Genomic DNA, 26,480 nt, shown 5'->3' with positions numbered 1-26,480 from the left:
GCAGATTCCCAAGATCCCAATTTGCCATTGACCGATGGCACTGAACACGAGGCTGTTTGATGACCAACCGTAAATCGAGCGTTCGAGACGGTATCCAAGAAAGCATTCGCAACTTAACCGGCCGCTTGCGTAGTAAGCGTCGTCGCCAAGAGCGTCGCTTGTTGTCCGAGTCACTGGAATCACGCCAATTGTTGGCTGGCCCCGAATTGGTCGGGGTTCAGAGCAACGAGGGCGATTTGTTTCGTGATTTTGAGACGTTGGTGACCGATTCGTTGCCCAGCAGCGTTCCTGAGTTGAACGTTTCGCCGCGCGAATTGATCTTCCGGTTTGACGGCAGCGCCGACCTCGATCTGGATTCGCTGCAGGGGATCACGATCACCAGTGCCGGAAGCGATGGGTTCTTCGAGGCCGCAAGTGCGACGAACGACTTGGGGACTGGCGGAACGGTCCTGGTCGAGTATCGGGCGACCTCAACGGGGATCTCGGGCAACGGGACCACGATTGTTTACAAGAGTTCGGATCGCGGCAGCAGCGGCACGCCGGTGGTCACGTCGGTCGACGTCTCCGGTGCGAGTCCGGTGATCACTTTGGATCTGAACCGTGCTCCGGGACGGCCTGCCAACGTTGCGGACTTGGTCAGCGCCGTGAACACCACCGCTTCGGTGAATCAGTATGTGACCGTGCAGCAAGTCACGGGCGCATCGCTGACGAAGGTTGGCTTGACGGTCGACACCAGCCACGATGTTGTGTTGACAGGTGCCAATTCGGCTCAAGCGGTCACGGATCTCGGCACGGGCGGCGAGGTTCGCGTGCGGTTGACGGCGACCCGGACCGGTGCAAACGGCACGGGGACGACGATCGTCGTCAAGCAGCGTAATTATGGTGGCCAAGCCTTGCCTCTCGTCTTGGTCGACGCGTCGACCGTCGAGGTCCAGGTGAACTCGTCGGTAGGATTCGAAACGACCGTTGATGAATTTTTGACCGCGATCAACAGCAACCTCGAGGCGGCGTCGCTGGTTACGGGGACACTGGAATTTGGCGATGGCGATACATTGATGGGAAATCGCGCGCCCACGTATTCGCCCTTGGTGATGACGGGGGCAAGCGATTCGGTGATCGAGCCTGGTTACGTTGGGTTCGGGGATTCGTCGCACGAGGTCGTGTTCCGGTTTGCCGAAGCGCTTCCAGACGATACCTACCGAATCGATATCAACGCAGCGGGTGTTGCGGGGCTTCGCAATGAGGAAGGTGAGTACTTTAACGACGGGATTAGTGTCACGGGGCAGTTTCGCGTCAACCAAGGTCCGCAAGTGTTGGCGGTGGTTCCCCAGCCTGTGGCTCGGCAAGCCGATGGTACATTGAATGTCGCAGCGAACGTGATCGAAGTGCACGTCGACGGTGGCGATATCAATGTCTCGACGCTCGAGACCGAAGATTTCTATCGCTTGATCTACACGCGAGATTCGGTTTCGACGGCCGATGATGTCCAACTGGTTCCCTCCTTAGCCAAGTACAATTCGACGACCAAAGTGGTTCGATTGGAGTTCCCCCACGCGCTTTCGCGAGTTCCGGATCCAACTCAACCGGGAGCATTCCTCGCCGGGGCGGCGCGGCTTCGGGTCGGTTCGAGCGAGCCGATTCATCTCGTTCCCGACACGATCACAACGGGCGGCGATGTCGCCGATAATTTCTCGGGCGCGTTCAACTTGAACAGCCAATGGACCATCAGTACGAACCCGAACGCGGGGATTCAATCGGCGCATTTGGGCGGCGAGATCCTCAATACGGTTGACTACGACTTGCAGTTGCCGGGCGGCTCGGATGTTCCGGGGACGCGAGACTTGCGTCCCGACGATCCCTCACGACTTTCGCGGACGATTCCGCTCGACGTGCTTCGGCGCGGCGCGGATTCCGACCCGGGCATCGCCGAGTATCAGTATGATTTCGTCGGCAGTTGGCAAGGCGATGATCCGACCAAGCCGGGCCTCGACGAAACACGCACGTACTTCAACTTGATCACGGAGCAGCAAAAGGCTCGCGTCCGCGAAGTGTTGTCGTTGTTCAGCGAGTACCTCGGGGTTCAGTTTGTTGAAACGACAGGTGGATTGACCAGCGATACGTCCTTCTCGATCGCGGTTGGCGAGCTTTATGGAGCCGACGCGCGGGTTAACAGTGCCGCGGCCTTGACGGACGCGAATGGCGATGTGATTCTCGGGAATCCGGAATCGATTGTGGTGGCGACCCGCGACCGGAACCTTGATGGATTCGACGACTTGGCGGTGCTTGATGGTCAAGACTTCGACGATTCCGATGATGATGCCTTGGGGGGTGAGTTTTTCCGTGGGGCCTTCTTGGCGGTCGGGCAGCTGCTTGGCTACGGTTATGCAGACCATCTACCACAACCGGTCACGCAGAGCACCGCATCGGTGTTGGCGCCTGGAACGGATAACGAGCCGGCCTTCCCCAGCGTGGCGGATATCGTCAACGGGCAATACATGTATCGCCCCGAAAGCAATGACATCGACGTCTATCGCTTTTCCCTTAGTCAGCCAGGTGCGATCAGCATCGAAACCTTGGCCGAGCGATTGCCGACCTCCAGTTTGCTGAATACGGCGCTGCGATTGTACAAACTCGATCCGGTGACCGGGACGTTTACCGAAGTGGCTGCGAACGACGATTACTTCAGCAGTGATTCGTTGATCGAATTGGACCTGGCGGCCGGAACCTACGCGGTGGGTGTCAGCGCATCGGGCAACAACAGTTATGATCCGGCAACGCCCGGCAGCGGTTTCGGCGGCTTGAGCCAAGGGGCTTACGAGTTGAATCTGTCGTTCCGGGCATCCGCAGCGGATCGCATCACCGATACATCCGGCAATGCGCTCGATGGCGACTTGGACGGAGACGCCGGCGGGTTGTTCAATTTCTGGTTCGTTCCTAACGATCCCAATACGACGCTTTATGTTGACAAGGCTGCGCCGAATCCCGATCTGAACCGGGCGACGCCGAATCCCTATTTGAATCTTGACGATGCGATCGCGGCGGCTCGGCCGGGTGATACGATTCGGGTTGTTGGAAACGGCGGGACCGACGGCGATGTGAGCACCGTAACGGACAATTTTGCCTACCAAATCGGCAAAGACAATCGCGGCATCGCGTTGCCCGACGGTGATTCGGTGGTGGTGCCCCAAGGCGTGAATTTGGTGGTGGATGCAGGGGCCGTCTTCAAGATGCGACGCAGTCGCGTTGGCATCGGCAGCACCGCGCCACTGGTTGATACCAGCAATGCCTCTCTGCAAATTCTTGGTACGCCGACGCTGATCGGCGCCAGCGGACGACCGCTGCTTGATATCAACGGCAACGAGATCCCCGGCAGCGTGATCTTTACCAGTTTCAACGACGATCTGGATGCTGCCACCGCGGACAGCGCGTCACCAGGCGATTGGGGCGGCATCGATTTCCGTGGCGATCTTGATTCGGCGGATCAGTCGCGTCAGAATCTCGAAGAGGAAGGCGTCTTCTTGAACCACTTGCAGTACGCGGATTTGCGTTACGGCGGTGGCCAAGTTTCGGTTGACGGTCGCCAAGTGGTCGTCAATCCCATCGATATGGCCATTACACGGCCGACCATTATCAACAGCAGCGTTCGGTTATCGGCCGATGCCGCCATGGCAGCCACGCCCGACACCTTCCGTGAATCGCGGTTTACCGAAGCACGGTTGAGTGGCGCTGATTTCACTCCCGACTATTCCCGTGTGGGTCCTCAGATCCACGGGAACGTCGTTGTCGACAATACGATCAACGGCCTGTTTGTCCGCGTCGCGACACGGACCGGTGGGGTGTTGCAGCCCTTGACCGTGAATGCTCGGTTCGACGACACCGATATCGTGCATGTGTTGACGGAAAATCTGCAGATCGTCGGTAACGCCGGTGGTCCGATTGAGAGCATCAATGCGCCAAACAGTTTGTTGATCCGAGTCAGCGATCGTGATGCCAATGGTGATCTGTTGACGGGGAATGTGTTAGCGGGCGAATACCAATATCGTGTCACGTTTGCGGATTCGAGTGGCCGGGAAAGCGATCCGAGTCAGCCGACCACGAGCTATGAGTTGACCAACGAAGGCGCCATGCGGTTGTCCGGATTGCCGACCCTCCCGGCCTCCTCCAGCTACACCAGCCGACGTCTCTATCGGGCAATCGTGGGGCCGAGTGGACAACCAGGACAGTTTTTGTTGGTGGGGACGCTCAACGCCAGTGCGACAACGTTCGTTGATTCGGCAATCGTGGGCACCGACTCGTTGCCGACTCTGACGCAAAGCCGTACCGCACGCCCCGATCCAGGATTGAAGCTTGACCCGGGCACGGTATTGAAGATGCAAGGTGCACGAATTGACGTGACCCTTGGCAGTCATTTCTATGCCGAAGGGACGACCGAACGACCTGTGGTGATGACCAGTTTGTCGGATGCACGTTACGGTGCGGGTGGGACCTTTGATACCAATGCATCTTCGAGCCGATCCGAGTTGCAGCCGGGTGATTGGGCCGGTCTTTATGTTGGGTTCGGCGGAAGTGCCTCGATCGACCATGCGACGATCGCCGGTGGCGGTGGAACCGCTCGAATTCCAGGTGGGTTCGCGAGCTTCAACACGATTGAAGTTCACCAAGGCGACCTGAGATTGGCCAACAGCCGAATGGAACAAAATGCAGACGGTCGTGGTTTCGTCAATCCGAACGAGCCTGATCGTGGCGGTCGTGGTGACAATGCCAGTGGGACGGTGTTTGTGTTGGCATCTCAGCCGGTGATTGTGAACACCGATTTCTTGGGGGGCTTCGGCCCGATGGCCTCGTTCGACGTGAATAGTTTCTCGTTTGAGGAAATGATCGATCCTGGCCGCGCGACGGGCTCGCTGGATGCGATTTCTTCCGTAGGCAATAGCGGCCCCTTGTTGCAAGGGAACCGTTCGCAGGCAAATCCGGATGACCCCAGTAATGACTCCGATGCATTTGGACTCAACGGTGTGGAAGTTCGTGGAGGGTCAGTTTCGACGGAGGTCGTCTTGGATGACGTGGACGTTGTTCACATCGTTCGCGAATCGATCGAGATTCCAAACCAGCACATCTATGGCGGCATGCGGCTAGAAAGTGATGCGCGGGGCAGCCTGGTTGTGAAGTTCCAAGGTGAATCGGCCGGCATCGTTGCTGGCGGTAGCCTGGCGACTGCGGAAGAGCAGTTTCAAGACATTGCCGATCGCATCGGCGGCAGTTTGCAGATTGTGGGCCATCCTGATTTCCCCGTCGTGTTGACCGCATTGGTCGACGATACGATTGGAGCCGGATTCACTCCGGACGGTTTACCTGCACTCGATACAAACGCAGACGGAATCCGAACAACGGTTTTGACCAGCGAAGGGGTTGGCGATCCACTGCCTCCCGGGTTGCCACTGGGACCCGAGTATGACCGAACCGATTCCGAGGTAAACAATGCAACGCTCATTGACAATGACCTTGACCCGAATCTCGTTGGCTTCTTTGAAGCCACGATCCTCGATGGAACGGAGGTCGATACGATCTCGGCGACCGGGATCGAGCAAGCGACGGGCAATCTGTTTGTTCAGCAGAACTACGCGTTTTTGGCAACCACGTTTGTGGATGTGGAGGTTGACCCGGGGACGATTGCGGACCCCGCTCCGTTCCGGTTGATCAACAGCACCATCACGCGGGCGGCGACACTTGTCGACGACGACACGGTGGTCAGCGAAGGGACGTTCCTGGTGGGGCCGTTCCAAGGCGAGACACGAGAGTTCCAGTGGACCGCGACTTCTTTCATTCTCGATAACCGTGCTGTGTTGTACACCACCGTCGAATTTGTCACGTCGGACGGCCAGGACATCAACGCGGGTGCTGTCCAGAGCATGCAGGTCACCAGCTACATGAGTCATGGGGCCGGCGCCAACAATCAAGACATCTTGTATCGTGTCGGTTCAGCTGGCGAACAAGATTTCCGAGCCTACATCATCGACAACCAGAGTCGTTTTGGGTTCAGTCATGGAGGCATCTATGAAAATGACGGCATCAATCAGACGAATGCCACGTTCAATGGATGGACCGGTGACGACGCCGCACGCTTGTTGACGGCAATCAACGCTGAGAACTTGACTCCATCCATTACCGGCGATATTGATGCGGGTTTGCCTGCCCTGCCGAACGATCCGCTCTTCCCAAATGCAACCTCCGCTAATGGACTCGGTGATATTGCCACGGCGTTCACTTGGACATTGAACCCAAGCGAAGATAACGCCCTGGTGACGAGTTTTGTGGAATGGATCCCTAGTGATCCGGCGGACCCGTTTGATGTCCAGTTGCCGATTACCGTCGATGGCAGCGGATCGTGGGATGGTGTGACGATTCGTGAAGCGGCCGATGATCGCAATGTCGCAAGCACGAGTGAGAATGAGCCTCGTAATGTTGGTGTTTCGGATACCAACCCGACTCCTGGACAATCCCAATACCTGGGGGAAATTGCGCCGAACAAAGCATCAGGCGATGAGAACCGACGAATCGGATTCATCGTTGATGGCTCGGTCAGCTCTGCGGGCGACATCGACGTTTATTCGTTCATTGGCGAAGCCGGTACGCTGGTTTGGATGGATATTGATCGTACCGATTTGCGGCTTGATACCGTGTTGGAATTGATTGATGCCAACGGGAACACGTTGGTTCTTTCCGATGATTCGTTGGCGGAATCGATGGGAACGAAAAATCGTCTGACTGGCTCCGATGGACGATTCGATGCAGACAATGCGAGGTCGTTGAATCAGCTATCTGCCGATGATCCAACGTTAACCCCAGCCGACCATCAAGACCTTTACTCGAGCAACCCGCGAGATGCGGGAATGCGGGTGATCTTGCCTGGCGAAGCAGGGCAGCGGAATCTCTATCATGTTCGTGTTCGCAGCAGCAGTGTGGAATCGGGTTCCAACGGATCGTTGGTTGTGTCCGGTCAAACGCAGAACCAAGAACTCAGTTCTTTGCGTCGAGGTTTGACCTCGGGTGGCTATCAGTTGCAACTGCGGTTGCAGGAGGTTGACGAACATGCGGGTACGCAAATTCGCTACAGTGATGTCCGTTATGCGGTCAACGGGGTTCAGGTCATTGGTGGTCCACTTCACAGCCCGTTAGCGGGTGATGAATACGAGGTGGATGCGCCGAACGATACGCTTGGAAGTGCCCAAGTGGTCGGCCTGTTTTCGACGACCGAAGACGCAGCTGCGTCCACGTTTGGTCCGCTTTCGAGTGACAGTTTGTCAAAATCAATCGGCGGCGTGATGAGCGGTTTGACCGATGTCGATTGGTACCAATTCGATATCAATTATGATGATCTCACTCGCGACAACGCGGCCATGTACTTGGCGACCGCGTTCGACCTGGACTATTCCGATGGACTGGCTCGTGCCAACACGGCACTGTACGTGTTCAATGCTGCCGGCCAGTTGATTTTGGTCGGATCGGACAGCAACGTGGCGGACGATCAACCTTTGGGTAACGCCAACGCGTCCGATCTGTCGCGAGGTTCTTTTGGCACGGGCGATCCGTTCATCGGTTCGAGCGAACTGGCTCAAGGGACCTACTTCGTTGCGGTCTCGAACCAACAACAAGTTCCGCAGCCGCTCGACCAATTCTTCAATCGCAATACCGATAACCCGTTGCTACGACTCGAACCGATTGACTCGGTCCAACGTCTTGCGGGCCAGAACTTTGATGGCTATTACGGCAGCACGGCTGGCCAACCGACGATCCCGTTGTTGTTCGACAATGAATCCCTGCTGGATTATGCGTTCGACGATATGATGTTGTATGTCAACACCGGCAGCAGCTTGGTGCTCGTGAATCCGTTCACCGGAAATCGCTATGGTACGGTCGGTAACTTTACGGATGAAATCCGCGATGTTGCCTTCCGCGGCAACGGCGAACTGTTTGCCTACAGCGGTTTTGATGACCGTGCCGCGGCGGATGATGCATGGTTCTACTATCGCATCAGTACCGAGGATGCAACGCTGAGCGCCCCGCTCAGTGTTGGGGCCGAGATTATCACGTACCACGACCAGGCGATTGAAGCCGCCCCGGGACCCCAGGTTCTTGATCAGACGAGCAATGATGGAATCGAGGTAGAAGCGATTGCGATTGGGGCCTTCCGAGGTAGCGAAACCGGTTTCTTTGTTGGGAATCGTCCGATTGCACGGCAAGGTTTAGAATACTCGACCAATATTCTGTACGGATTTAACGAAGAAGACGGAGTGGCCACGGGAACTGCCTTCGATCTCTTGCTGGCCAATGCCGGGGCGGGAACGGACCCGACGGAAATTGGGCAGATCAACACGACCCCACAAAGCACCCAGCGACGACAATTGGGCTTCACGGCGGCAACCGCAACCGATGCCCAAGGCATTTCCTCACCAAGTTTGTTTGATGGAGACCGTTTCACACTCACGAACGTCTCGGAGACGGTCACCTTCGAATTTGATCAAGGCTACACGCTGATCGTCAGTGACTTCGGCTCGGTCGCGATTGGTGACCGTGTTTCGATCACCTTGCCGGGACAATCTCCGCAGGTCTTTGAGTTTGTCACCGATCCGGCGTTGGTCACCGCCGGCAACGTTCCGGTCGTGATTTCGACCAACCTTGGGCCAGAAGAGGTTGCCAAGCGACTTGCGGACACGATTCGTGGTCGCGGTATCCCAATTTCAGCTGCCGGCACGCAGATGTCGCTTCCAACAGCCGAAGCGGCCTCGGTTCAAGTGGGCGTCTCGTCCAGTTTGTCGTTGAGTGGCGAGCCGGGCGTGGGTGCTGGAAACTATCGCATTCCGCTCTTCCCGACCGACACGTCCGCGGTGATCGCCAATCGGATCATCGATGTGATCGATCAAGCGAATACGGCAGGTGATTTGCCGAGCGTCAGCGCGACCGTGACCCCCGGTGTCGCCGATCCTCGATCGGTCGAGATCATCGGAGGTTTCATTGGGGACCCTGTCAACAGTCCGGGCAGTTTGCCAACGGGCAATTTGACCGCGGGCGGGTTGGCGAACGGTGGCTTTGTCACCGGGATCGACTTGATGGGTGATCGCTTATTCGCCGTGTCCAATACGGGCGGTTTGTACGTTGTCAATGGCAGCGAATTGGCGACGGCACCCGGCAGCCGCACCGTCGGCAGCTACGTGACGACTGCGACCGATTTGATTGGATTGAACTTCACAGGGCTGCGAGCCGGACCGGACAGCGTCCAAGATGGCGAACTCAATCAATTGTTGTTCGGGATCACATTCAATGGCACGATCCATGCCTTCAACACTCGTGGTGAGCTGCAGCCGGTGTTTGCCGGAGGGCGAACCTCGATCAGCACCGGAGTTGGCGGGGCGTTGGGATTGGACTTCAGCACGTTGGACTACAGCCTCTGGCACACAACCGGCACGCGTGGCCTTGATCTCGGTCATGGGCTCAACGAAATCCACAGCGACACGCGCATTCCAGGTGCGGACCGAATCACGGGCAGTAACTCGTTGGCGTTCAACTACGAGCAGTTCGCGTTTGGCGGCAATTACACCTCCGGCGCAGAACGACCGGTCATCTTTGATGGCAACGGCAACATCGTGAACCCGCGTCAAGACGGCGCGGACGTCACCAATACCTATAACTTCCCCGGCGGAGCCAAAGGGGTCGTTCAAAGTAACACGATCGACTTGTCCGAGTTCTCGTCAAACGACTTGCCGACGTTGTATTTCAACTATTTCCTTGAGAATGACGGGGTCGATGAAGACGCCACGGATCCGGGTGTGTTCCGTGAAGACCGTGATTCCCTTCGCGTCTATGTGGTTGACCAAGAGGGCGTCGAGCATCTTGTCGCCAGTAATAGCGAAGCACGAGAGGCGGGCAGCTTTGACGACGAATTTGATGATCCAGCGCCCTTCGGCATCTATGACGATGACATTGACACCGATGTTCAGCAATTGTTTGACAATGCGGATGGGACTTGGCGACAAGCGCGCGTCCCGCTCGGTGCATTTGCGGGCCAATCGGGCTTGAGTTTGCGGATCGAGTATGCGACCGCGGGAACCACGCAGACCGGCACGCTCACGATGCGAACGGTTGCAGCGGATCAGCTGGTCGAGAACTCGCAAATTGTTGTCAACGGCGAAGTCTTCGCCATCGATTTTGCTCCGTCGGTCTACACACCGTCCGGGCGCGAGCTTTCCAAGGTTTATGCGGCCAATGCAACCGCGGTTGGAGTGATCCGCGTCGATGGTCAAGATTATGTGCTCAATGATGGCACGCGACCCGTTGCTGCGGGGCAGATCTCAGTCGATCTGTTGTCGGCACAACCGACAGGAACCATGCTTGAGGATCTCAGTGCAGCGACCATTGCAACGTTAGTCGCTGACACGATTGACATGACCCGTTTGGTTCCATCGGGTGCGGAATTGGCATTGTTGTATACCGATCCGAATGAAGTTTATGTTGTCGATTATGCGGGCGTCGAGTACGTTCTGAATGACGGGGGGCGGCCCGTGGGTGTCGATCAGGTCTCGGTGGATTTGACCGCACTCGGAAAGCCGATTGCTCAGTTGTCGCAAATGGAAGTTGCCGAAGCTTTCTCGATGGCTGCTGGAGTTCCGTTGCCGCAGTTTAACGTTGTCAGTGGATTCTACTTCTCGGATCCGTCCGATGATCCGTTGGTAAGCGATTTACGAAACGACTTGTTATTCGAAGCCACCGTGTTGCCCTACGTCGGCGGTAACTCGACGATTGTGGGGGCTGGACGACTTGGTACCGTTGATCTTCTTGGCAACGCGACCAACCTTGACGATGTCGACTTGCTTCGCGCGGAAGTTGCACCTGGGACGACGATTTCCGTCGATGTGGATTTGGACACCAATCCCAGTTTGAGTGCGGCGATTCGTTTCTTTGACGTCAACGGCGATGAGTTGCCTAAGTTGGTTGATTCCATCAACGATACGGTCGAAACGACTTTGACCAATGGCGGTGTGGTCTACATCGGTATTAGTGGATTGGGGAACGTCAACTACGATCCTCGGATTGATGGGACGGCTTCGACCGGGCAAATCGATTCCTACACCGCCTCGGTCCAATTCTTGCTCAGCCTGGACGTCACGACCGATGGCAACATGATTGAAGTGCCCGGAGCCGCCGAGATCACTTCATCCTCGGCGATCTTGATGCCAACGAGTGGACAAGAAATACTGGCGGGACACCCGATTCGGGTGAGTCGCACCGCTTCGGCAACTGAGGTTGCGGCAGCCACCAGCCAAGCCATCGCAGATCGATATACCGGAGGGGACACTTCGATCGTGCCGGCATCGGGTTCATCGATTAGCCTGGCGGCATTCACGGTCAACGATTTCGGACCGTTCGTCAATGCGAATGAACGCTATGGGGATCGGTTCGGTGAGGGGAACCTTGCCGGATCACGTGACAATGCCTTCGAAGGTGTTTACTTGGATGACTTCATCATCGGTTTTGCCGAGCGTGGCGAAATCGTGACGGCATCGCGGGCCGTTGCTACGGATGAAACCTTCATCGCCGACGGGACACGCGACTTCACGACCCCCTCCCAACCGACTCAGCCCACGGTGACGGGGGCCTACCAGTTGGAAATTCGTGACGCGAGTGAATACGTACAAAGCGCCTCCGCATCGCGATTCCGCACCTTCGATACCAATGATCGATTAAGTGAAGGATACGTCCTCACCGCGCTAGCGGGCAGTGCGATCGTCGATGGTGCAACGTTTACCGTTTCCGGTCTTGGTGCCGATTTGACTTTCGAGTTTGATTTGTTCAATGACTCGGGTGTTAGCGATGGTTTGAATGCTCCGACATCGGACGTGGCGATTCGTGTTGCGGCTTCGGCAACCGAACGCGAAGCCGCCAATGCGATCATCAATGCATTGATGTCGACGGATGTCACGCAGCTTTTAGATATTGCCGCAACAGGTGCGAACGGGAACCTGGGTTTCCAACAATCGCAAGCGGATCTGATCAATATGCTCGGTGATCGCCAAATCAACGTCTATGGGGACGTGGTGATCACGAGCGAGGATGGAACGTTTGCGGAAACCAATTTCTTCGATCTGAGGGGGGATAGCAATCGCCAAAGTAGCGACCAAGGCATTATCCTCATCGAGAATAGCCGCTTTGCGTTCAATTCCGATGCAGGGATCGATCTCAATCGTGCTTCCCAAACAGACGTTCAGGGTGTTGAGGGTGTCACGTCGAGTCCCTCGGTGGTGACCTATCCTCGCAACCTTGTGGAACTGAATACCGACAACTTGTTGCCCGGCGTTGTGGTGCAAAGCAATGTGCTGGCCTTCAATTCGGGTGCAGGCATTCGCATTACCGGGTTGAGTGCCGATGGTGGCACGTTGAGTGATCCGGTTGCATTTGATCGGATTTTGAACAATACGATTGTGGGGGGCACCGTCAATCGGTCTGCGACCACGTTCCCAGAAGTTTATGGTGACCAACTGTTTGACAAAGGTGACATCTCCTTTGCCGACTCGGTTGCCAGTTTCACGGTGGGTGCCAATGTGACGTCCGGTTTTGATAACCCGGATCGTGCGCTCGGCGTGCCCGATTCCGTCGACGGTGCCGAACCGGTCGATGGTGACACGACGGTTTCGCTTGGGACTGGTGGCGTGTTAACGGTTGGCTTTACCGATAACTTCCTAACCGGCAGCGGTGATGCTCGACCCGATTTGGTGGTCTTTGAAACGGGTGCGATCGAAGGCGTTTCGGTTGAGGTGAGTCGCGATGGAACCAACTTCATCAACGTCGGCGTGATTGCAGGAATCGATTCAACGATTGATTTGGATGCGTTTGGTTTCAATGCTCAAGATCGATTTGCATTTGTGCGTTTGACCGACCTTGGCCAAGGCACGGCAACGAGCGGTCCTGTCGGGGCTGACATTGACGCCGTCGGTGCCTTGTCAGCGGTCGGAGCTGACATTTACATCCCCGGAAGCAAAGGGTTGGTCGTCCAGCAAGGTGCCGCCCCCACGTTACTCAACAATGTCGTGGCCAACACCCAAACCGCATTGTCGGTGGACAGCACCAGCTTGCAAACCGTGGTTGGCGGCACGACTTACTATCGAAATGCCACGGACGCTCAGAACAGTCAAGCGGAGTCGACGGGCTTGTATCCTCAGGTCCTGGCTGACGCACAAGAGTTGTTCGTTGATCCGGTGCAATTGGTCTTCACCCCGCGTGCCGGAGCGCCGATCATCGATAGTTCGATCGACTCACTCGAGGATCGCTCCTCACTATCGACGGTGCGATCTGCGATCGGTTTACCACCGAGTCCAATCATCTCGCCTCGATTGGATGTGAACGGACAATTGCGAGTCGACGATCCACTTGTCGAAACACCTCCGGGTATCGGCGAGAGCGTCTTTAAGGATCGTGGTGCCGAAGATCGCGCAGATGAGGTGGGCCCACGAGCAGTGCTGATTTCACCGCGGGCACCCGATATTGGACTCGACGGTGGCCAAGTGGTCACGGTCCTTGGCGATATCTATTCTGCGTTCGATATTCAATTGATCGACGGGATCGCGGGCGCCGACCCGACGCCAGGCGTGGGGATCGATGACGCGAGCGTGACGGGCGATGCATTGCTGGTCACCCGCGATGGTCAAACGCTCGTCGAAGGCGAAGACTATGCATTCGGTTACGATCCCTCCAACAATGTGATCCGCTTGACTCCGCTTGCCGGTATTTGGCAAGACGATTCGGTCTATGTCGTTCGCTTGCTCGATTCAACCGATGCCGTACTGCGAATCGCAACCGGCGACACTTACACGGACGGACAATTGACCACCGTGATCGGGCTGGACGGTTCGTTCACAACGCTTGAAGTCGATACGGGGATCAACATCACTGTCTCGCCCGACCTGTTCGGTGCGGCGATTGATGGCAAGGCGATTACCCTATTCGACGGATCGATCGAAAGAACGTTTGAACTCGATACCGACGGCAACGTGGGCGGAGCCAACGCGATCGCGGTGAGTGTGCCCGAGACAGCCAGCGTCCCGCAATTGGCCACGGCACTGGCCGATTCGATCAACGCTTCGGGGTTGAATTTGAACGCAATCGCGTTAGATAACCGGGTGCAACTGCTGGGCGATTCCACGCTCGCAACGGCAACGCCGTTGTCGGATGTGTTCTCGGTCACGGTGACGAACATTGATTTGACCATGACGACGGCGCTGGTGGGTGCGGCCAATGGTGAAGCGGTTACGGTCAGCGACGGTTTGACAACGGCCGTGTTTGAGTTCGATACCGATGGCATCCAGAATGTCTTCCCCAGTATTCAAGTACCGGTGCTGGCGACCGATTCAACTCAGCAACTTGCCGAAGCGCTCAACACCGCGATTGTGGCAGCAGGCTTGAACCTGACGTCACAGGTCGTCAACAATCGCGTCGAGCTGCGAGCGGATTCACCGTTCGCGACGGCTTCGACCACGACTGCGGATATCACGATTACAACGGAAATCACGGGTCCTTCGATTGGCACCTCCGTTGGCTTTGGCCTTCGAGTTCCCAACGAGGGTGCTGCGGTTGCTGATACGGTGACCGATGGTCAGACCTTCGTGATTCGGCGTGGTGCCAGCTTGTCTCGAACGTTCGAATTGAATCTTAGCGGCGGACTTGATAATCCCGATGCGATTCCGGTGACCGTCAACGGGACACCCACGCTGGACAGTGTCGCAGAGGCCTTGGTGCGAGCGATCGGCGGCGCAGGTCTTGGGCTTGACCCTGCCAACGCAGGCGATGGTCGCGTGACCCTTGGTGGCGATGCAAACTACTCGATCGATTTGACGAATACGACACTCGAGCAAATTGCGTCAGCCGGACAACAGGCGACGGTACCGGTGGTCATTGCGATTGATGCGACCCGCGACGAAGTCGCTCAGCTCTACACCGATGCGATCGAGAGTCTTGGGCTGGACGGCGTCAGCATCTCGGTCGTCGGTGATCGATTGGTGATTGACGGCATTGCCACGGTGACCGGCAGCGGTGCGGTGGTCCAACCGATCATTCGCGATGATGTCGGTAACCTGCTGCAAAGCAATACCGATGAGGGGACGACCGAATTGGTCATCTTCGTCGGTGGAGGTGCGGACTACGGTGACGCACCGGCGCCCTACCTTTCGCTCGATGCAGACAACGGACCGAAGCACAATGTCATCGAAAACTTGTACCTTGGTCGTGGCGTGACTCCGGATGCGGATGCACAGCTTCCCGATGCCGATCGGCTCGATGATGGCGTCCGCGTCAGCAACGCCCTGCGGCCCGGTTTCACGACGACGTTCTTGGTTGACATTAACCTGCCAGCCGATGCGACGAGCAATGTGGCCATTCCCGCACCAGGCGTCTTCTACTTGGATGCATGGTTCGATTGGAATGCCAATGGGCTATTCGAACTGAGTGAAGTGCAACGATTCGGTTCGGTTGGCAGCGGACGAGCCTTGGTGGGCGTTGGTGCGGGGAATTCCCTGTCGATCGCCGTCCCCGATACGGCGAAGCCAGGCAGCACGTTTGCTCGATTCCGGATCAGCGAAGACGGTGCGTTGGGATCCCGTGGGTTTGCAGACAGTGGTGAAGTCGAGGACTTTGAGATCTTTGTCTCGAGCAATCCCTACCGCAACCCGCTGAATCGTAATGATGTCAACAACAGTGGCGAAGTGACACCGATTGATGCCCTGCAAATCATCAATGCCTTGAACCGAGCCGGTGTCTCGTCGATTCCGCTCGATCAGTTCCCGCTGCCCACCGATTTGCCACCGTTCCCTGATACCAACAGCAACGGGGTGGTCACGGCTGCGGACGCACTCAGCGTGATCAATGAGTTAAACTCGATGCGGAACACGTTCACGCCGCAGGGCGAACAAGTTGCGACAAGTTATGTCCCAGCCGGCAATGGCGTGTTTGCATCGGGAGCCACGGCGGTCGGTGACCTTTTGGTTGCCGAAGCAACCTCGCAGTCAAACGCAGTGATCGCGACCGAGTCGGTGGCACCCCTTGCCGCGAATCCGGTGAGCAAGGTCAGTGTGTTTGATTCCGCTGCGGTGATGAGTCTTGATTCGGTCGTCGACACGATCGCTGAAGATACCGCTGAAGCAAAATCGGACGAAGATCCCGTGTCGGTACTCGACAAGATTTTCGCAAACATGGATTGATGTAAACATGGAATGAAAGAAATCGTTCCACGATGGATGGCAGGGACGCCAACGAGATCGAGAGACCCCTTTTTATCGGAACCGGCAACGTCGATAAGGTAGGCAATGGCTACTTCCCCATTGTTGATCATCCTTCACGATGTTGCGGCTCCGTTTCTCGATGACGTTGAAACCATCATTGCGATGCTTCGGCCGCTTGTCGACTCGCGATTTGCTTGTGCGGTTGTCCCCCATTGGCATGCAGCCGAGCCTGCCTTGGATCCGCGGCCCTTGCGAGACGCGATTGACATCAGCGACGAGTGGCTTCTGCACGGGTGGACCCATTTCCGAAGTCGCCGGACTGGTTTGATTTTGACACGCGGCATCGCCGAGGTGTTTTGGCGATCGATCGCCATGCAGACGATTATCGCGCGCTCGTCTTCTCGGCCGCGGTGTATCTTGAATTATCCCTACACCGTCGGTTGGCGTTTCAATGCGTCGAAGCGATTGCAGTCCAGCAGACACGAGATCGTTTTCGCAGGTTGCTGGCCTCGTCCTGGCAGTCACCGAATGTGTTTCACTTGGCCCAAGCACCGCTTCGCTACGACGACTATCATTCCTTCACCAGGGACTTGTTGAACGCCTCGCAGAGTGATCCGGTTTGCAAGTATTGCTCAGGGTTCGTGCCTAGCGAGTCAGCTGAAATGCCTTGATAAACCTGGGAATCGGCATGAAGATAACAAACCGCTAGCCACCAATTCCGTGGAAGAGCCAGAATGAAAAGGTTGGCTAACTTGGGAAAGGGGATCTCCCCGGCTGATAGAATCCGGAGATTCCGTTCATTTCGCTGCAACGAGAGGCGGTTTTTTGCGTCTAAGGGGTGAACGAGAACGATTTTCACCGATAATGGAAGCAATCCGTCGTCGCATCCCCTCTTCTTGTTGGCCTCGCTATTTCGTCCATGTTTCGAATTCGATCTTCGCAACCGCGCCGGCGTTCGGCCGAAAAACGCAAGCTGCGGCTTGAATCGCTTGAGCAGCGGAATTTGTTGGCCGCTGCGCCGATTGGGATGACGGAAATGGACACGGGCGAGTTTCTACTCGGCTCCGTCGCGGTGACCCCCGTCTTCTTTGAGTCCGACGGCAGCAGCGATGCGGAAACTCAGAATTGGTCGGCCGCTGAAATCGATGCGATGTTGGCAAAGGTCGACGAAGGGGTCAATTGGTGGGCGGACACGCTCGACACCTTCAATACGGTTCACACGCTGGATTTCGTTGTCGACGACACCTACGCCGCTGATCCGGTGGAAACCCCCTATGAGCTGATTGATCGAAATAGCGAGGGTTTCGAATTGGCCGTTGCTCAGTGGATGGATTCGCTGGGCTATCCCGGTAGCGATTCGGTTCAGACGGCGGTTCAGCAATTCAATCATGATCAACGGTCCAAGCTGGGGACCGATTGGGCGTTCACGATTTTTGTGATCGACTCGTCAGATGATCCCGACGGATTGTTCGCATCGGGCGGTTACTTCTCCGGCGCGTTTGCCTTTGCGGGTGGTTTGTTCATGGTGACCCCCTCGTCGCGACCGGCGTCGACGATCACGCACGAAATGGGGCACATTTTCTGGACTCGCGACGAATACCCCGGTGGGGGTTCCTGGACCGATCGGCGCGGTTATTACGATGCTCAAAACTGGAACGCGGCGAACAATCCCACGGAGGGTTTTGTTCAGGAAGACAGCATCATGCGGAGTGGGGTCCCGTTGAGCATTGCTTATCAGAGCCACATCAGTCCTGCGTCGACACTGGCGATGGTGGGTTGGCAAGATAGCGATAGCGATGGCATTTTTGATCTTGCCGACGTGCCACTCGCGCTCGACGCGGTGGGGTACTTTGACAGTGCGACGTTGATCTATCATTTCTCGGGTACGGCGTCCGCCGTTCCGCTTCGCAACCAGAACTCGGAGGGGCCGCAAAGCGACATCACGCTCAATCGGATTGGCGAACTGCAATACCGTTTGGATGACGGTCCTTGGACGATTGCGTCATCCCCGAACCGCCCAGAGGCCGAGTTTCAGCTCGAATTGGCAATCACCGAGCCGTTTTCGCAGATTCAGTGGCGCGTCGTCGATCAGCAGTCTTCGGTGACCAGCGACACGATGACTGGGTCGAATCTTGTCCCAGCCGTTTCATCCGGGCGACTCCTCGGTTACGCATTTCGTGACGATAATGACGACGGCGTTCGCGGCCCCAACGAGCCGCTGCTAAGCGGTGTCACGGCGCGGATCCAGCACAGCGATGGGACCCCGATCTCCTCTCAGTCGATCGTCGCGGACCAACTTCCCGATGGCAAGATTAGCAGCGCCAACTCACCCGATGTGATTTTGTCGACCCATGGTGTTGGGCTTGATTCGACCGTGGGTGTGCGTTCCTCGGCGCTCTTCAACGGCAATAAGCTGTTCCAGGCCTATAACGCTCAGTATTTGGAGTGGACGCCCCATTGGAACGAGAAAACCGTTTTTGTCGCCACGCCAGACCAACCGACCGGTGAAGTCGAATTGACGTTGGTTGCGGGTTCCGAGCCCAGCTATGGGCGTCTCGAAGCGTATGATGCGACGGGTGAGTTGATCGGGCGAACGACGACTGGCCCGATCGCTTTGGGCCAGACCGTGTCGCTGAGTTTCGCCGATCCTCAAGGTCGCATTGCATCGATTCGAGCCTTTGGCCATGCGGGCACGTCGATTGGAATTGCCGAGTTTCGTTTTGGGCAACCGAGTTGGGTAACGACCGATGCATCTGGACTCTGGCAATTCGATCATTTGGCTGATGGCGACTATCGGGTCGAGTTGACCCTCCCTGAGCCCCTGTTGCAGTTCGGTCAGCCGACGCTGCTCCTTCAAGCGGGCGTGGGGGGACCGGCCATCGTTGCCTCTGCCGCGGGTGAGGTTTCCAATCCGTGGCACAATCAGGCTTTGCCTGGCGATGTGAATCATGATGGACAAGTGACTGCCAACGATGCACTTGTCGTGATTAACGATTTGACTGCGAGCGGAGCCAGGGAACTGAGCGGTGATCCCGCATCGGGCGAATACATCGACGTGAATTCGGATGGTTCGGTATCCGCTTTGGACGCATTGATCGTGATCAATGCGCTGACCGATTTTGGAAGCGGTGGAGCTGCTTTCGAAGTGGCACAAAGCGAATTGACACTCCCCAACGAGGGGGAGGCAGCGGGGGCGTTGCAAAGCGACGTGGTCGGTGCGCTTGCCGCAATAAACCCCCAAATGTCTGTGGACCGAGCGATGTCGGAGTGGAGTGATACCCCCATTGGAGCGGATTTGCGGCCCGAATTCTCACGAAACTTACTGCGAAAAACGGTTGTGAACGGGAATGGGCTAACCACAATAGAGTTCGATTCGTTGAATTGCGACGATCTACTGGAAAACGAAGGCGAACTAAATTCATTAAACCGTGATCGGTTTGCACCGAAACTTTGGAACCATTCGGCACAAACCGATGTCTAAATGCCGATTGCACGCACGGCGAAGGCGTAATCACCCTATTTCGTTGACAATGCAGCGAGTGTGGGTAAGATGGGCAGAATTCGTCCTTAATCCGGTCTCGTCGTCCTAGGTCGATCTAATCGAACACGAATGTCCGAAACAGTTGTAAGAGTCATGATTGTTTTCGGACCCGAGGCTTCCCCCCAATCTCTACTTTTATCTTGCTGAGAGAAACAGATGAGACATCTGCGTCAGTTGCTTGGTCGCTCTGGATGGCCGCAGGCCGAAAAACGACGAATCGAAAAATCTTCCCGAAGCGGTCAGAAACGGCGACTGATTAGTGAGCTGTTGGAGCGACGTGAGTTGCTCGCTGGTGATATTCTGGCCAGTAGCTATCACAATGCCTCGATGCCGACCGACGTCGATGCGAATCAGCAGGTCACGCCGCTTGATGCGTTGATGGTGATCAACTACCTGAGTCAGCCAGGTGCTGGGGTCCAGGGTGAACAGATCAGCGGTTTTGTTGACGTGAACGATGATGGCCAAGTGAGCGCGTCCGACGCGTTGATGGTGATCAACGAGCTCAACCGTCTCGGCGAAGGCGCCGGCGACCCCGTGATCGAGTTGCAACTTCGAGCGCTCGGTGGAGATGCCAACGGCGACATCCTCTCGAGCACGACCAACGGCGACGGGACTCGTGTGATCGATGTTTCGGTAGGGCAAGTTTTCGATCTCGAGATTTCTTACCTCGATTTGCGTGGCGATGGCGAAACCAACGGTGTGCCGGATCGACGTGGAGTGTTCCAGCTTGTGTCGGACATCAAGGTGGGTGGCGTCGGAATCACCGATCCCGGCAGTTTTGTGGTGCCATTGATCAGCGAGGCCCAGCAGTTGTCCGTCGGTAGCGAGCTTGAAACAGCTTTCCCCGACAGCACACTGCTGCTGCGGATTGAACTCACTGATGCGGACGGCGATATTGTCAGTACGAACAATATTGATATTCTTGCGGACGCCTTTGTCGCAGATCCGGCGGGCACGGTCGCGGCAGCGCTGCCGACAGTTGAAACGGCCGATGGAGTGGCGTTCACGGCGGATGATTTCGAGATCATTCAGATCCCAGGAGAGAATACGCCAGGCGGAACCGCCGACGATTTTGTGCTTCAGGTGCGCTTTAAAGGTGCTGACAAAATCGGCCAGGATCAACTGAATGTCAATTTAAAGCCTCGTATTCAATCGGGAACCTTTACGTTCCCATTGGATCAAGCGCAGGTTCCTCACGCCACGCGTGAATTTGCGGTGACCAATGGGTTGCCGGATCCTCCGGATAACATCGACTACTCGCTGGACTTTGCCAGCCGTTCGATTGGTCAGCGCAGTTTCTACTCCAACACCGGTGCACGAGGGGTCTTTAATCCGTCCGATCCGGACCAGTTGTTCAATGAAATTCGTGGGCTGGGTTCGACAAGCATTGTTCCCGATGTGACCGGTGCGGATGAGAACACGCTCAACGATCCCTTCGATTCCTACAGCATTCCGATCTTCATCAAAGAAGCGGTAAACGGGCTCGAGTTTAGCGTCAACATGGGCGAAGACGCGGAAGCGATTTTGATCTATGGGTTCTTGGATCCATCGACTTCTCAAGACGGACTCGTCGCGGCTTCGGCCACCTTCGGCACGAGCACGGAGATCAATGTCGTTGCAACAACGGCGGGTGAAGAATTCAACGGTGTCAGAATTCTATTCAACGGTGGCGGTGCTGGCGATGTCGCGCCGACCGCGGCGTACGATACCAACAGCAAAGAGATCACCGTTACTTACAACTCGCAAGCGGCGACCGTCGCGAATCGAAGCTACAACGCGATTGCAGCGGCGATCAATGGACTGGCCGCATTTGATGCGGACGTGGTGACCGGTGGTGATGGAGCGGCTGCGTTTGTCGAGCCCGCAAGCACCCCGGAACTTGCTGGAGGTGGCGAACCTCGATCGATCGTTACCGAAGACCGATTGACTCTTGACGAAGACGCGCGGTTCATCATCAACGCGTTGCCGATCGGCAGCGTTCAACAGCCTGGCGTCTTGGGTTTTGCCACGGCATCCGCGTCGATCGACGAAGATGCGGGCACCGTCACCTTGACCGTCAATCGTACGTCCGGCAGCGATGGTGAAGTCACCGTCAACTACGCAACCGCCGATGGATCCGCAGCAGCGGGTTCCGACTACACCGCGAAGAACGGGACGCTGACGTTTGCCGAAGGCGTGACCTCGCAAACGATCGTCATTGACATTACCAATGACAGCGAAGATGAGCCGGATCAAGACTTCACCGTGACATTGAGTGTTCCCGGTGGTGGAGCCACGCTTGGAACGGATGTCGCAACGGTAACGATCGTTGATGACGATGAGCCGGTCGTGGTGCCTGGTTCGCTGGCTCTCGCCGATGCTGCAATCTCGGTGAATGAAGGTGCCGGAACGGCCACGTTTACGATCAACCGCAGCGGTGGCAGCGATGGATCGGTTTCGGTCACCTACGCAACCTCCAACGGGACGGCGACAGCAGGCGAGGATTACACTGCGGTCAATCAATCGGTGACGTTTGCCGCTGGTGAAACGACCAAGACCGTGATGGTGGCGATCACCGATGACGCGGTTGTTGAAAACGACGAAACGTTTACGCTGACTCTCTCTGCTCCTACCAACGGAGCCACGCTGGGCACCGTGACGACGTCGACCGCGACGATCATTGACAACGATAACCCGACGCCGGTACCAGGTGTGTTCGTCATCGCGCCGGCAACGGTGACCGTGGATGAAGACGCAGGGACGGTTCAGTTCACGGTCAATCGAACGACGGGCAGTGATGGTGCAGTATCGGTCGGTTACGCGACGATGAATGGGACGGCGACGGCAGGAGAAGACTACACGGCTGCTTCCGCGACGCTAGACTTTGCCGACGGTGAAACAAGCAAGATCTTTACGGTTGCAATCACCGACGATTCGGTTGACGAAAGCGACGAGACGTTTTCGGTTACCTTGAGCAATCCCACCAATGGGGCGAGTCTCGGGGCCGTTGCGACTTCGACGGTCACGATCGCCGACAATGACGAGCCGGTTTTGCTTCCGGGAGTGCTGTCGATTGATCCTGCCGCCACGACGGTGAACGAAGATGCCGGGACGGTGACCTTCACGGTGAATCGAACCGCTGGCAGCGATGGCATTGTCACGGTCGCATACGCCACGGCCAATGGAACGGCGACGGCGGGTGCCGACTACACGGCGACCAGCGGGACGTTGAATTTCGCTGCGGGTGAAACCTCAAAAATGATCACCGTACCGATTCTCGACGATACGGTTGATGAATCCAGTGAGACCTTTACCGTCACGATCAGCAATCCGACGGGTGGTGCGACCCTCGGAGCTACTCAAGTTTCGACGGTGACGATCACCGATAATGACGAGCCGGTTTTGCTTCCCGGAGTGCTGTCGATTGATCCTGCCGCCACGACGGTGAACGAAGATGCCGGGACGGTGACCTTCACGGTGAATCGAACGGCTGGCAGCGATGGAATCGTTACGGTTGCGTTCGCCACCGCCAATGGAACGGCGACGGCGGGTGCCGACTACACGGCGACCAGCGGGACGTTGAATTTCGCTGCGGGTGAAACCTCAAAAATGATCACCGTACCGATTCTCGACGATACGGTTGATGAATCCAGCGAGACCTTTACCGTCACGATCAGCAATCCGACGGGCGGTGCAACCCTCGGAGCCACTCAAGTTTCCACGGTGACGATCACCGACAACGATGAGCCGGCTGTGGTTGCAGGTGTACTGTCCATTTCGCCCGCCAACCGTACCGTCGATGAGGATTCGGGGACTGCGACCTTCACCGTCACGCGAACCGGTGGTAGCGATGGCGTCATCACCGTCAAGTATGCAACGGCCAATGGCACGGCGACGGCAGGTGCTGACTACACCGCGACCAGCGGAACGTTGGAGTTCGCGGATGGTGAAACCTCGAAATCATTTACCGTGCCGATCCTGGAAGACGCGATCGATGAGCCGAACGAGACCTTTACCGTCACGATCAGCGATCCGACGGGCGGAGCCAGCCTTGGAACCGCAGTCGTCTCGACGGCGACGATCATCGATAATGATGTAACCGCCTCGCCAGGTGAATTCACGATTTCGCCAGCGACCCGCTCGGTGGATGAATCAGGACCAACGATTTCGTTCACGGTCACGCGTACCGGCGGCAGCGACGGTGCGGTATCGGTCTCCTATGCGACCAGCGATGGTAGTGCAACCGCCGGTGCCGACTACACCGCGAAGTCCGATACGTTGGACTTTGCCGATGGCGAAACAAGCAAAACCATCACCATCAATATTCTCGAAGACACGATCGATGAGCCGAACGAAACGTTCCGGGTGACGCTCAGCAGTCCCACCGATGGGGCGACGCTCGGCACGGCAACCGTGTCGACGGCGATCATTGTCGATAACGACGATGCTCCGATTGGAACGTCAACGATTTCGGGTTCGATCTTCATCGATCAGATCGAAAACCTTGAGGAAGTGACGGAGTCGTTGGGTGCGGTTGAACCGGTTCGCGATGGTGAGCAAGACGCTGACGAGAGGGGTTTGGTGGGCGTCCTGGTTGAGCTTCGAAAGCCTTCGGGTGAGGTCGTCGCTTCGGCGTTGACCGATGCCAACGGGGCCTATGAGTTTACCGGAGTGCCCGAAGGATCCTATGTGCTTACCTTTGGTGTTTCGAGCGACAACGTTTTCTTGGCTGGTACCAATGAGGTTCCTGTGACCGTCGGTGCAGCGACCAGCGTTGTTCCCGGCAACCTTGCCGTTTATGGAACCGCCGGGGCGCTCGGCAGTGTCGATATTTTGGCATCGAGCTACCTCCGCAACAACGAAGCGTTGATCGAATCGTCCGACAGCGGTCGTCGTGGGGGTGTGGTTTCGCTCGACGGTTCGGGTAACCAGATCTTCTTGATGGCGGCGGATGGATTCGACAGTGTCGAGTACATCGAAGTGTTGCTGAACAGCACTCGAGATAAAGCGATCATGACGATTGTCGACAATGGCGAAGTGTTGAGTGCCGTGCTCAGCAAAGAAGAGTTTGTGGTGAACCGTGCGGGAACCGCGCTGCAGTTCTTCGGCGGCTATGATGACCACGATGACTTTGGCTTTGCGGGTATGGAAACGGCTGGATCCAACGGCTTCAGTCAAGCGGCCGTGGACGCCTTGTTCGCCCGAGCAGAGCAAAAAGCGGTTTAGCTCGCTACCCGTCGCTAGCGGAACTTGAACGTGATACAAAACCCTGCTTGGATTTCCAATCAGGGTTTTTTCTTGCCCCTTGTCCGGTTGTCGACCCCATGCATTCGATCCGACTCCGCTATCCGTGGACGAAACAGTTTCAGGGGTCTTCGGACGTTTTTCGCGTGAACGTTCCGGAACCCATTGGACCTGCCTCAACAGGGGTGAAATCGAGGGAAGCCCTCTACATTCGAACGTTCAATTGCCCGACTGGGATCGTCGAGAACACGTCGGTGAAGCTCTGTATTTCTAACTGGATCGGCCGGCTGAGTTCTTTGACCCTCAACGGCAGTCCGTTGGCGATCAGCGAGCCTCCGTTGGAAGTCGAGATCGCAGCCGTGCTTCAATCACACAATCGCCTTGTGCTTGAACTCAAGCCGACGAATGGGGAAGGGTTAGGCCTGTGCGGTGATGTGACCTTGCGGATGGAAGGATAACGATTTAACCACACACCCGATTTCGACCGCCGCGTTTGGCGTCATACAAGCATTGGTCCGCTTGCTCAAGCAAAGCGTTTGGCGTCAAAATACTCGCGTTCAGGCAAGCCAAGCCGAAGCTGGCTGTAATCGGTAGCGGCCCGACGGATGTGGCAAACGGAGTGTCCGCAATGATCGCTCGGCACCGCTCGGCCATGATTCGGCCTTCTTTGCAATCGGTGCCACAGAGCATCAAACAGAACTCTTCGCCGCCGTAGCGAGCCAGCATGTCATCTTCGCGGCAAACTGACGAAACGCGGCCACCAAATTCGCGAAGGACTTCGTCACCCGCTAAATGGCCGTAGGTGTCATTCACGCTCTTGAAATGATCGATGTCAAGCATCAACACGCAAAGCGAGAGCTGTTGCCGGTTTGAGCGAGCGATCTCTCGCTGCATCGATTCAATCAGATAGCGTTTGTTCAACGTCCCTGTTAATGCATCGCGTGTTAATGCGCCGTAGACCGTTTCGTGATACTGTGACTCGATGCTGCCCGCCGACAAGAACTTAAACAAAAAACTGCCGATCCGAATCGTATCGCCTGAACAGAGTCGTCTCTCGGTGACCGCATGTTCATTGACGAGTGTGCCATTGGTGCTTCCGAGATCACGAACGAAGTAGCCCGCTCCTTCACGTCGGATTTCGGCATGACGTCGTGACACGCTGCTATCAGGCAGGACGATGTCGACATCGCTATCTCGTCCGATTTCCAGAAGGTCTTCTTCGATCAAGACCATCCCATCGACCACATCGGGCGGGTAGATCTGGACCAAACAAGATTCCTGCGTCGTCGCCTCGGCTAGGAAGTCGCCCGTTGATTGTTGTAGCGTCGCGTCGTTTTCCTCGCCGTCGTAGCAGGGAACGACTTGTGCAGGGCCTGTAAGGGGTGAGTTGAAGTCTTGAAGCGAAGTCATCGGTGTGGTGTGGGTTGAAGGTGGCTATTCGCAAGCGAACCCAT

At 56.6% G+C, this 26,480-nt stretch carries 6 protein-coding genes; 5 read left to right on the top strand and 1 reads right to left on the bottom strand.

Annotated features, from left to right (window positions below; genetic code table 11):
• The first annotated feature begins 59 nt into the window (after positions 1-59).
• The 5 genes from Poly41_RS01660 (at position 60) to Poly41_RS01640 (ending at position 25,484) form a co-directional block, all read left to right on the top strand.
• Positions 60-16,241 carry a beta strand repeat-containing protein gene (locus Poly41_RS01660; protein WP_146524180.1) on the top strand — a complete coding sequence of 5,394 codons (16,182 nt, stop codon included), beginning with the start codon at positions 60-62 and terminating at the stop codon, positions 16,239-16,241.
• Positions 16,242-16,346: 105 nt separating this feature from the next.
• The gene (locus Poly41_RS01655) at positions 16,347-16,859 is read left to right on the top strand and encodes a polysaccharide deacetylase family protein (RefSeq protein ID WP_146524179.1); all 513 of its coding nucleotides are present in this window, start codon (positions 16,347-16,349) and stop codon (positions 16,857-16,859) included.
• Positions 16,860-17,181: 322 nt separating this feature from the next.
• Positions 17,182-19,743, top strand: coding sequence for a dockerin type I domain-containing protein (locus Poly41_RS01650; RefSeq protein WP_146524178.1), 2,562 nt, complete (start codon positions 17,182-17,184; stop codon positions 19,741-19,743).
• Positions 19,744-19,959: 216 nt separating this feature from the next.
• Positions 19,960-25,008: a Calx-beta domain-containing protein gene (locus Poly41_RS01645; protein WP_146524177.1), complete on the top strand. Its 5,049-nt coding sequence runs from the start codon at positions 19,960-19,962 to the stop codon at positions 25,006-25,008.
• 98 nt (positions 25,009-25,106) lie between these two features.
• Entirely contained in the window at positions 25,107-25,484 is a 378-nt protein-coding gene (locus Poly41_RS01640; protein WP_146524176.1) for a hypothetical protein, read from the top strand.
• A 4-nt stretch (positions 25,485-25,488) separates the two neighbouring features.
• On the opposite strand, the gene Poly41_RS01635 is transcribed toward Poly41_RS01640, so the two are convergent.
• Positions 25,489-26,436: a GGDEF domain-containing protein gene (locus tag Poly41_RS01635; protein ID WP_146524175.1), complete on the bottom strand. Its 948-nt coding sequence runs from the start codon at positions 26,434-26,436 to the stop codon at positions 25,489-25,491.
• Between the last annotated feature and the right edge of the window lie 44 nt (positions 26,437-26,480).

The sequence above is a fragment of the Novipirellula artificiosorum genome (assembly GCF_007860135.1).
GTDB lineage: Bacteria > Planctomycetota > Planctomycetia > Pirellulales > Pirellulaceae > Novipirellula_A > Novipirellula_A artificiosorum.
Note: the sequence above shows the minus strand (reverse complement) of the source record. Positions and strands in the feature narration are given on the sequence as shown.

Coding starts and splice junctions, on each gene's coding strand:
- Poly41_RS01660 (WP_146524180.1), top strand. CDS start 60: ATGACCAACCGTAAATCGAGCGTTCGAGACGGTATCCAAGAAAGCATT.
- Poly41_RS01655 (WP_146524179.1), top strand. CDS start 16,347: ATGGCTACTTCCCCATTGTTGATCATCCTTCACGATGTTGCGGCTCCG.
- Poly41_RS01650 (WP_146524178.1), top strand. CDS start 17,182: ATGTTTCGAATTCGATCTTCGCAACCGCGCCGGCGTTCGGCCGAAAAA.
- Poly41_RS01645 (WP_146524177.1), top strand. CDS start 19,960: ATGAGACATCTGCGTCAGTTGCTTGGTCGCTCTGGATGGCCGCAGGCC.
- Poly41_RS01640 (WP_146524176.1), top strand. CDS start 25,107: ATGCATTCGATCCGACTCCGCTATCCGTGGACGAAACAGTTTCAGGGG.
- Poly41_RS01635 (WP_146524175.1), bottom strand. CDS start 26,436: ATGACTTCGCTTCAAGACTTCAACTCACCCCTTACAGGCCCTGCACAA.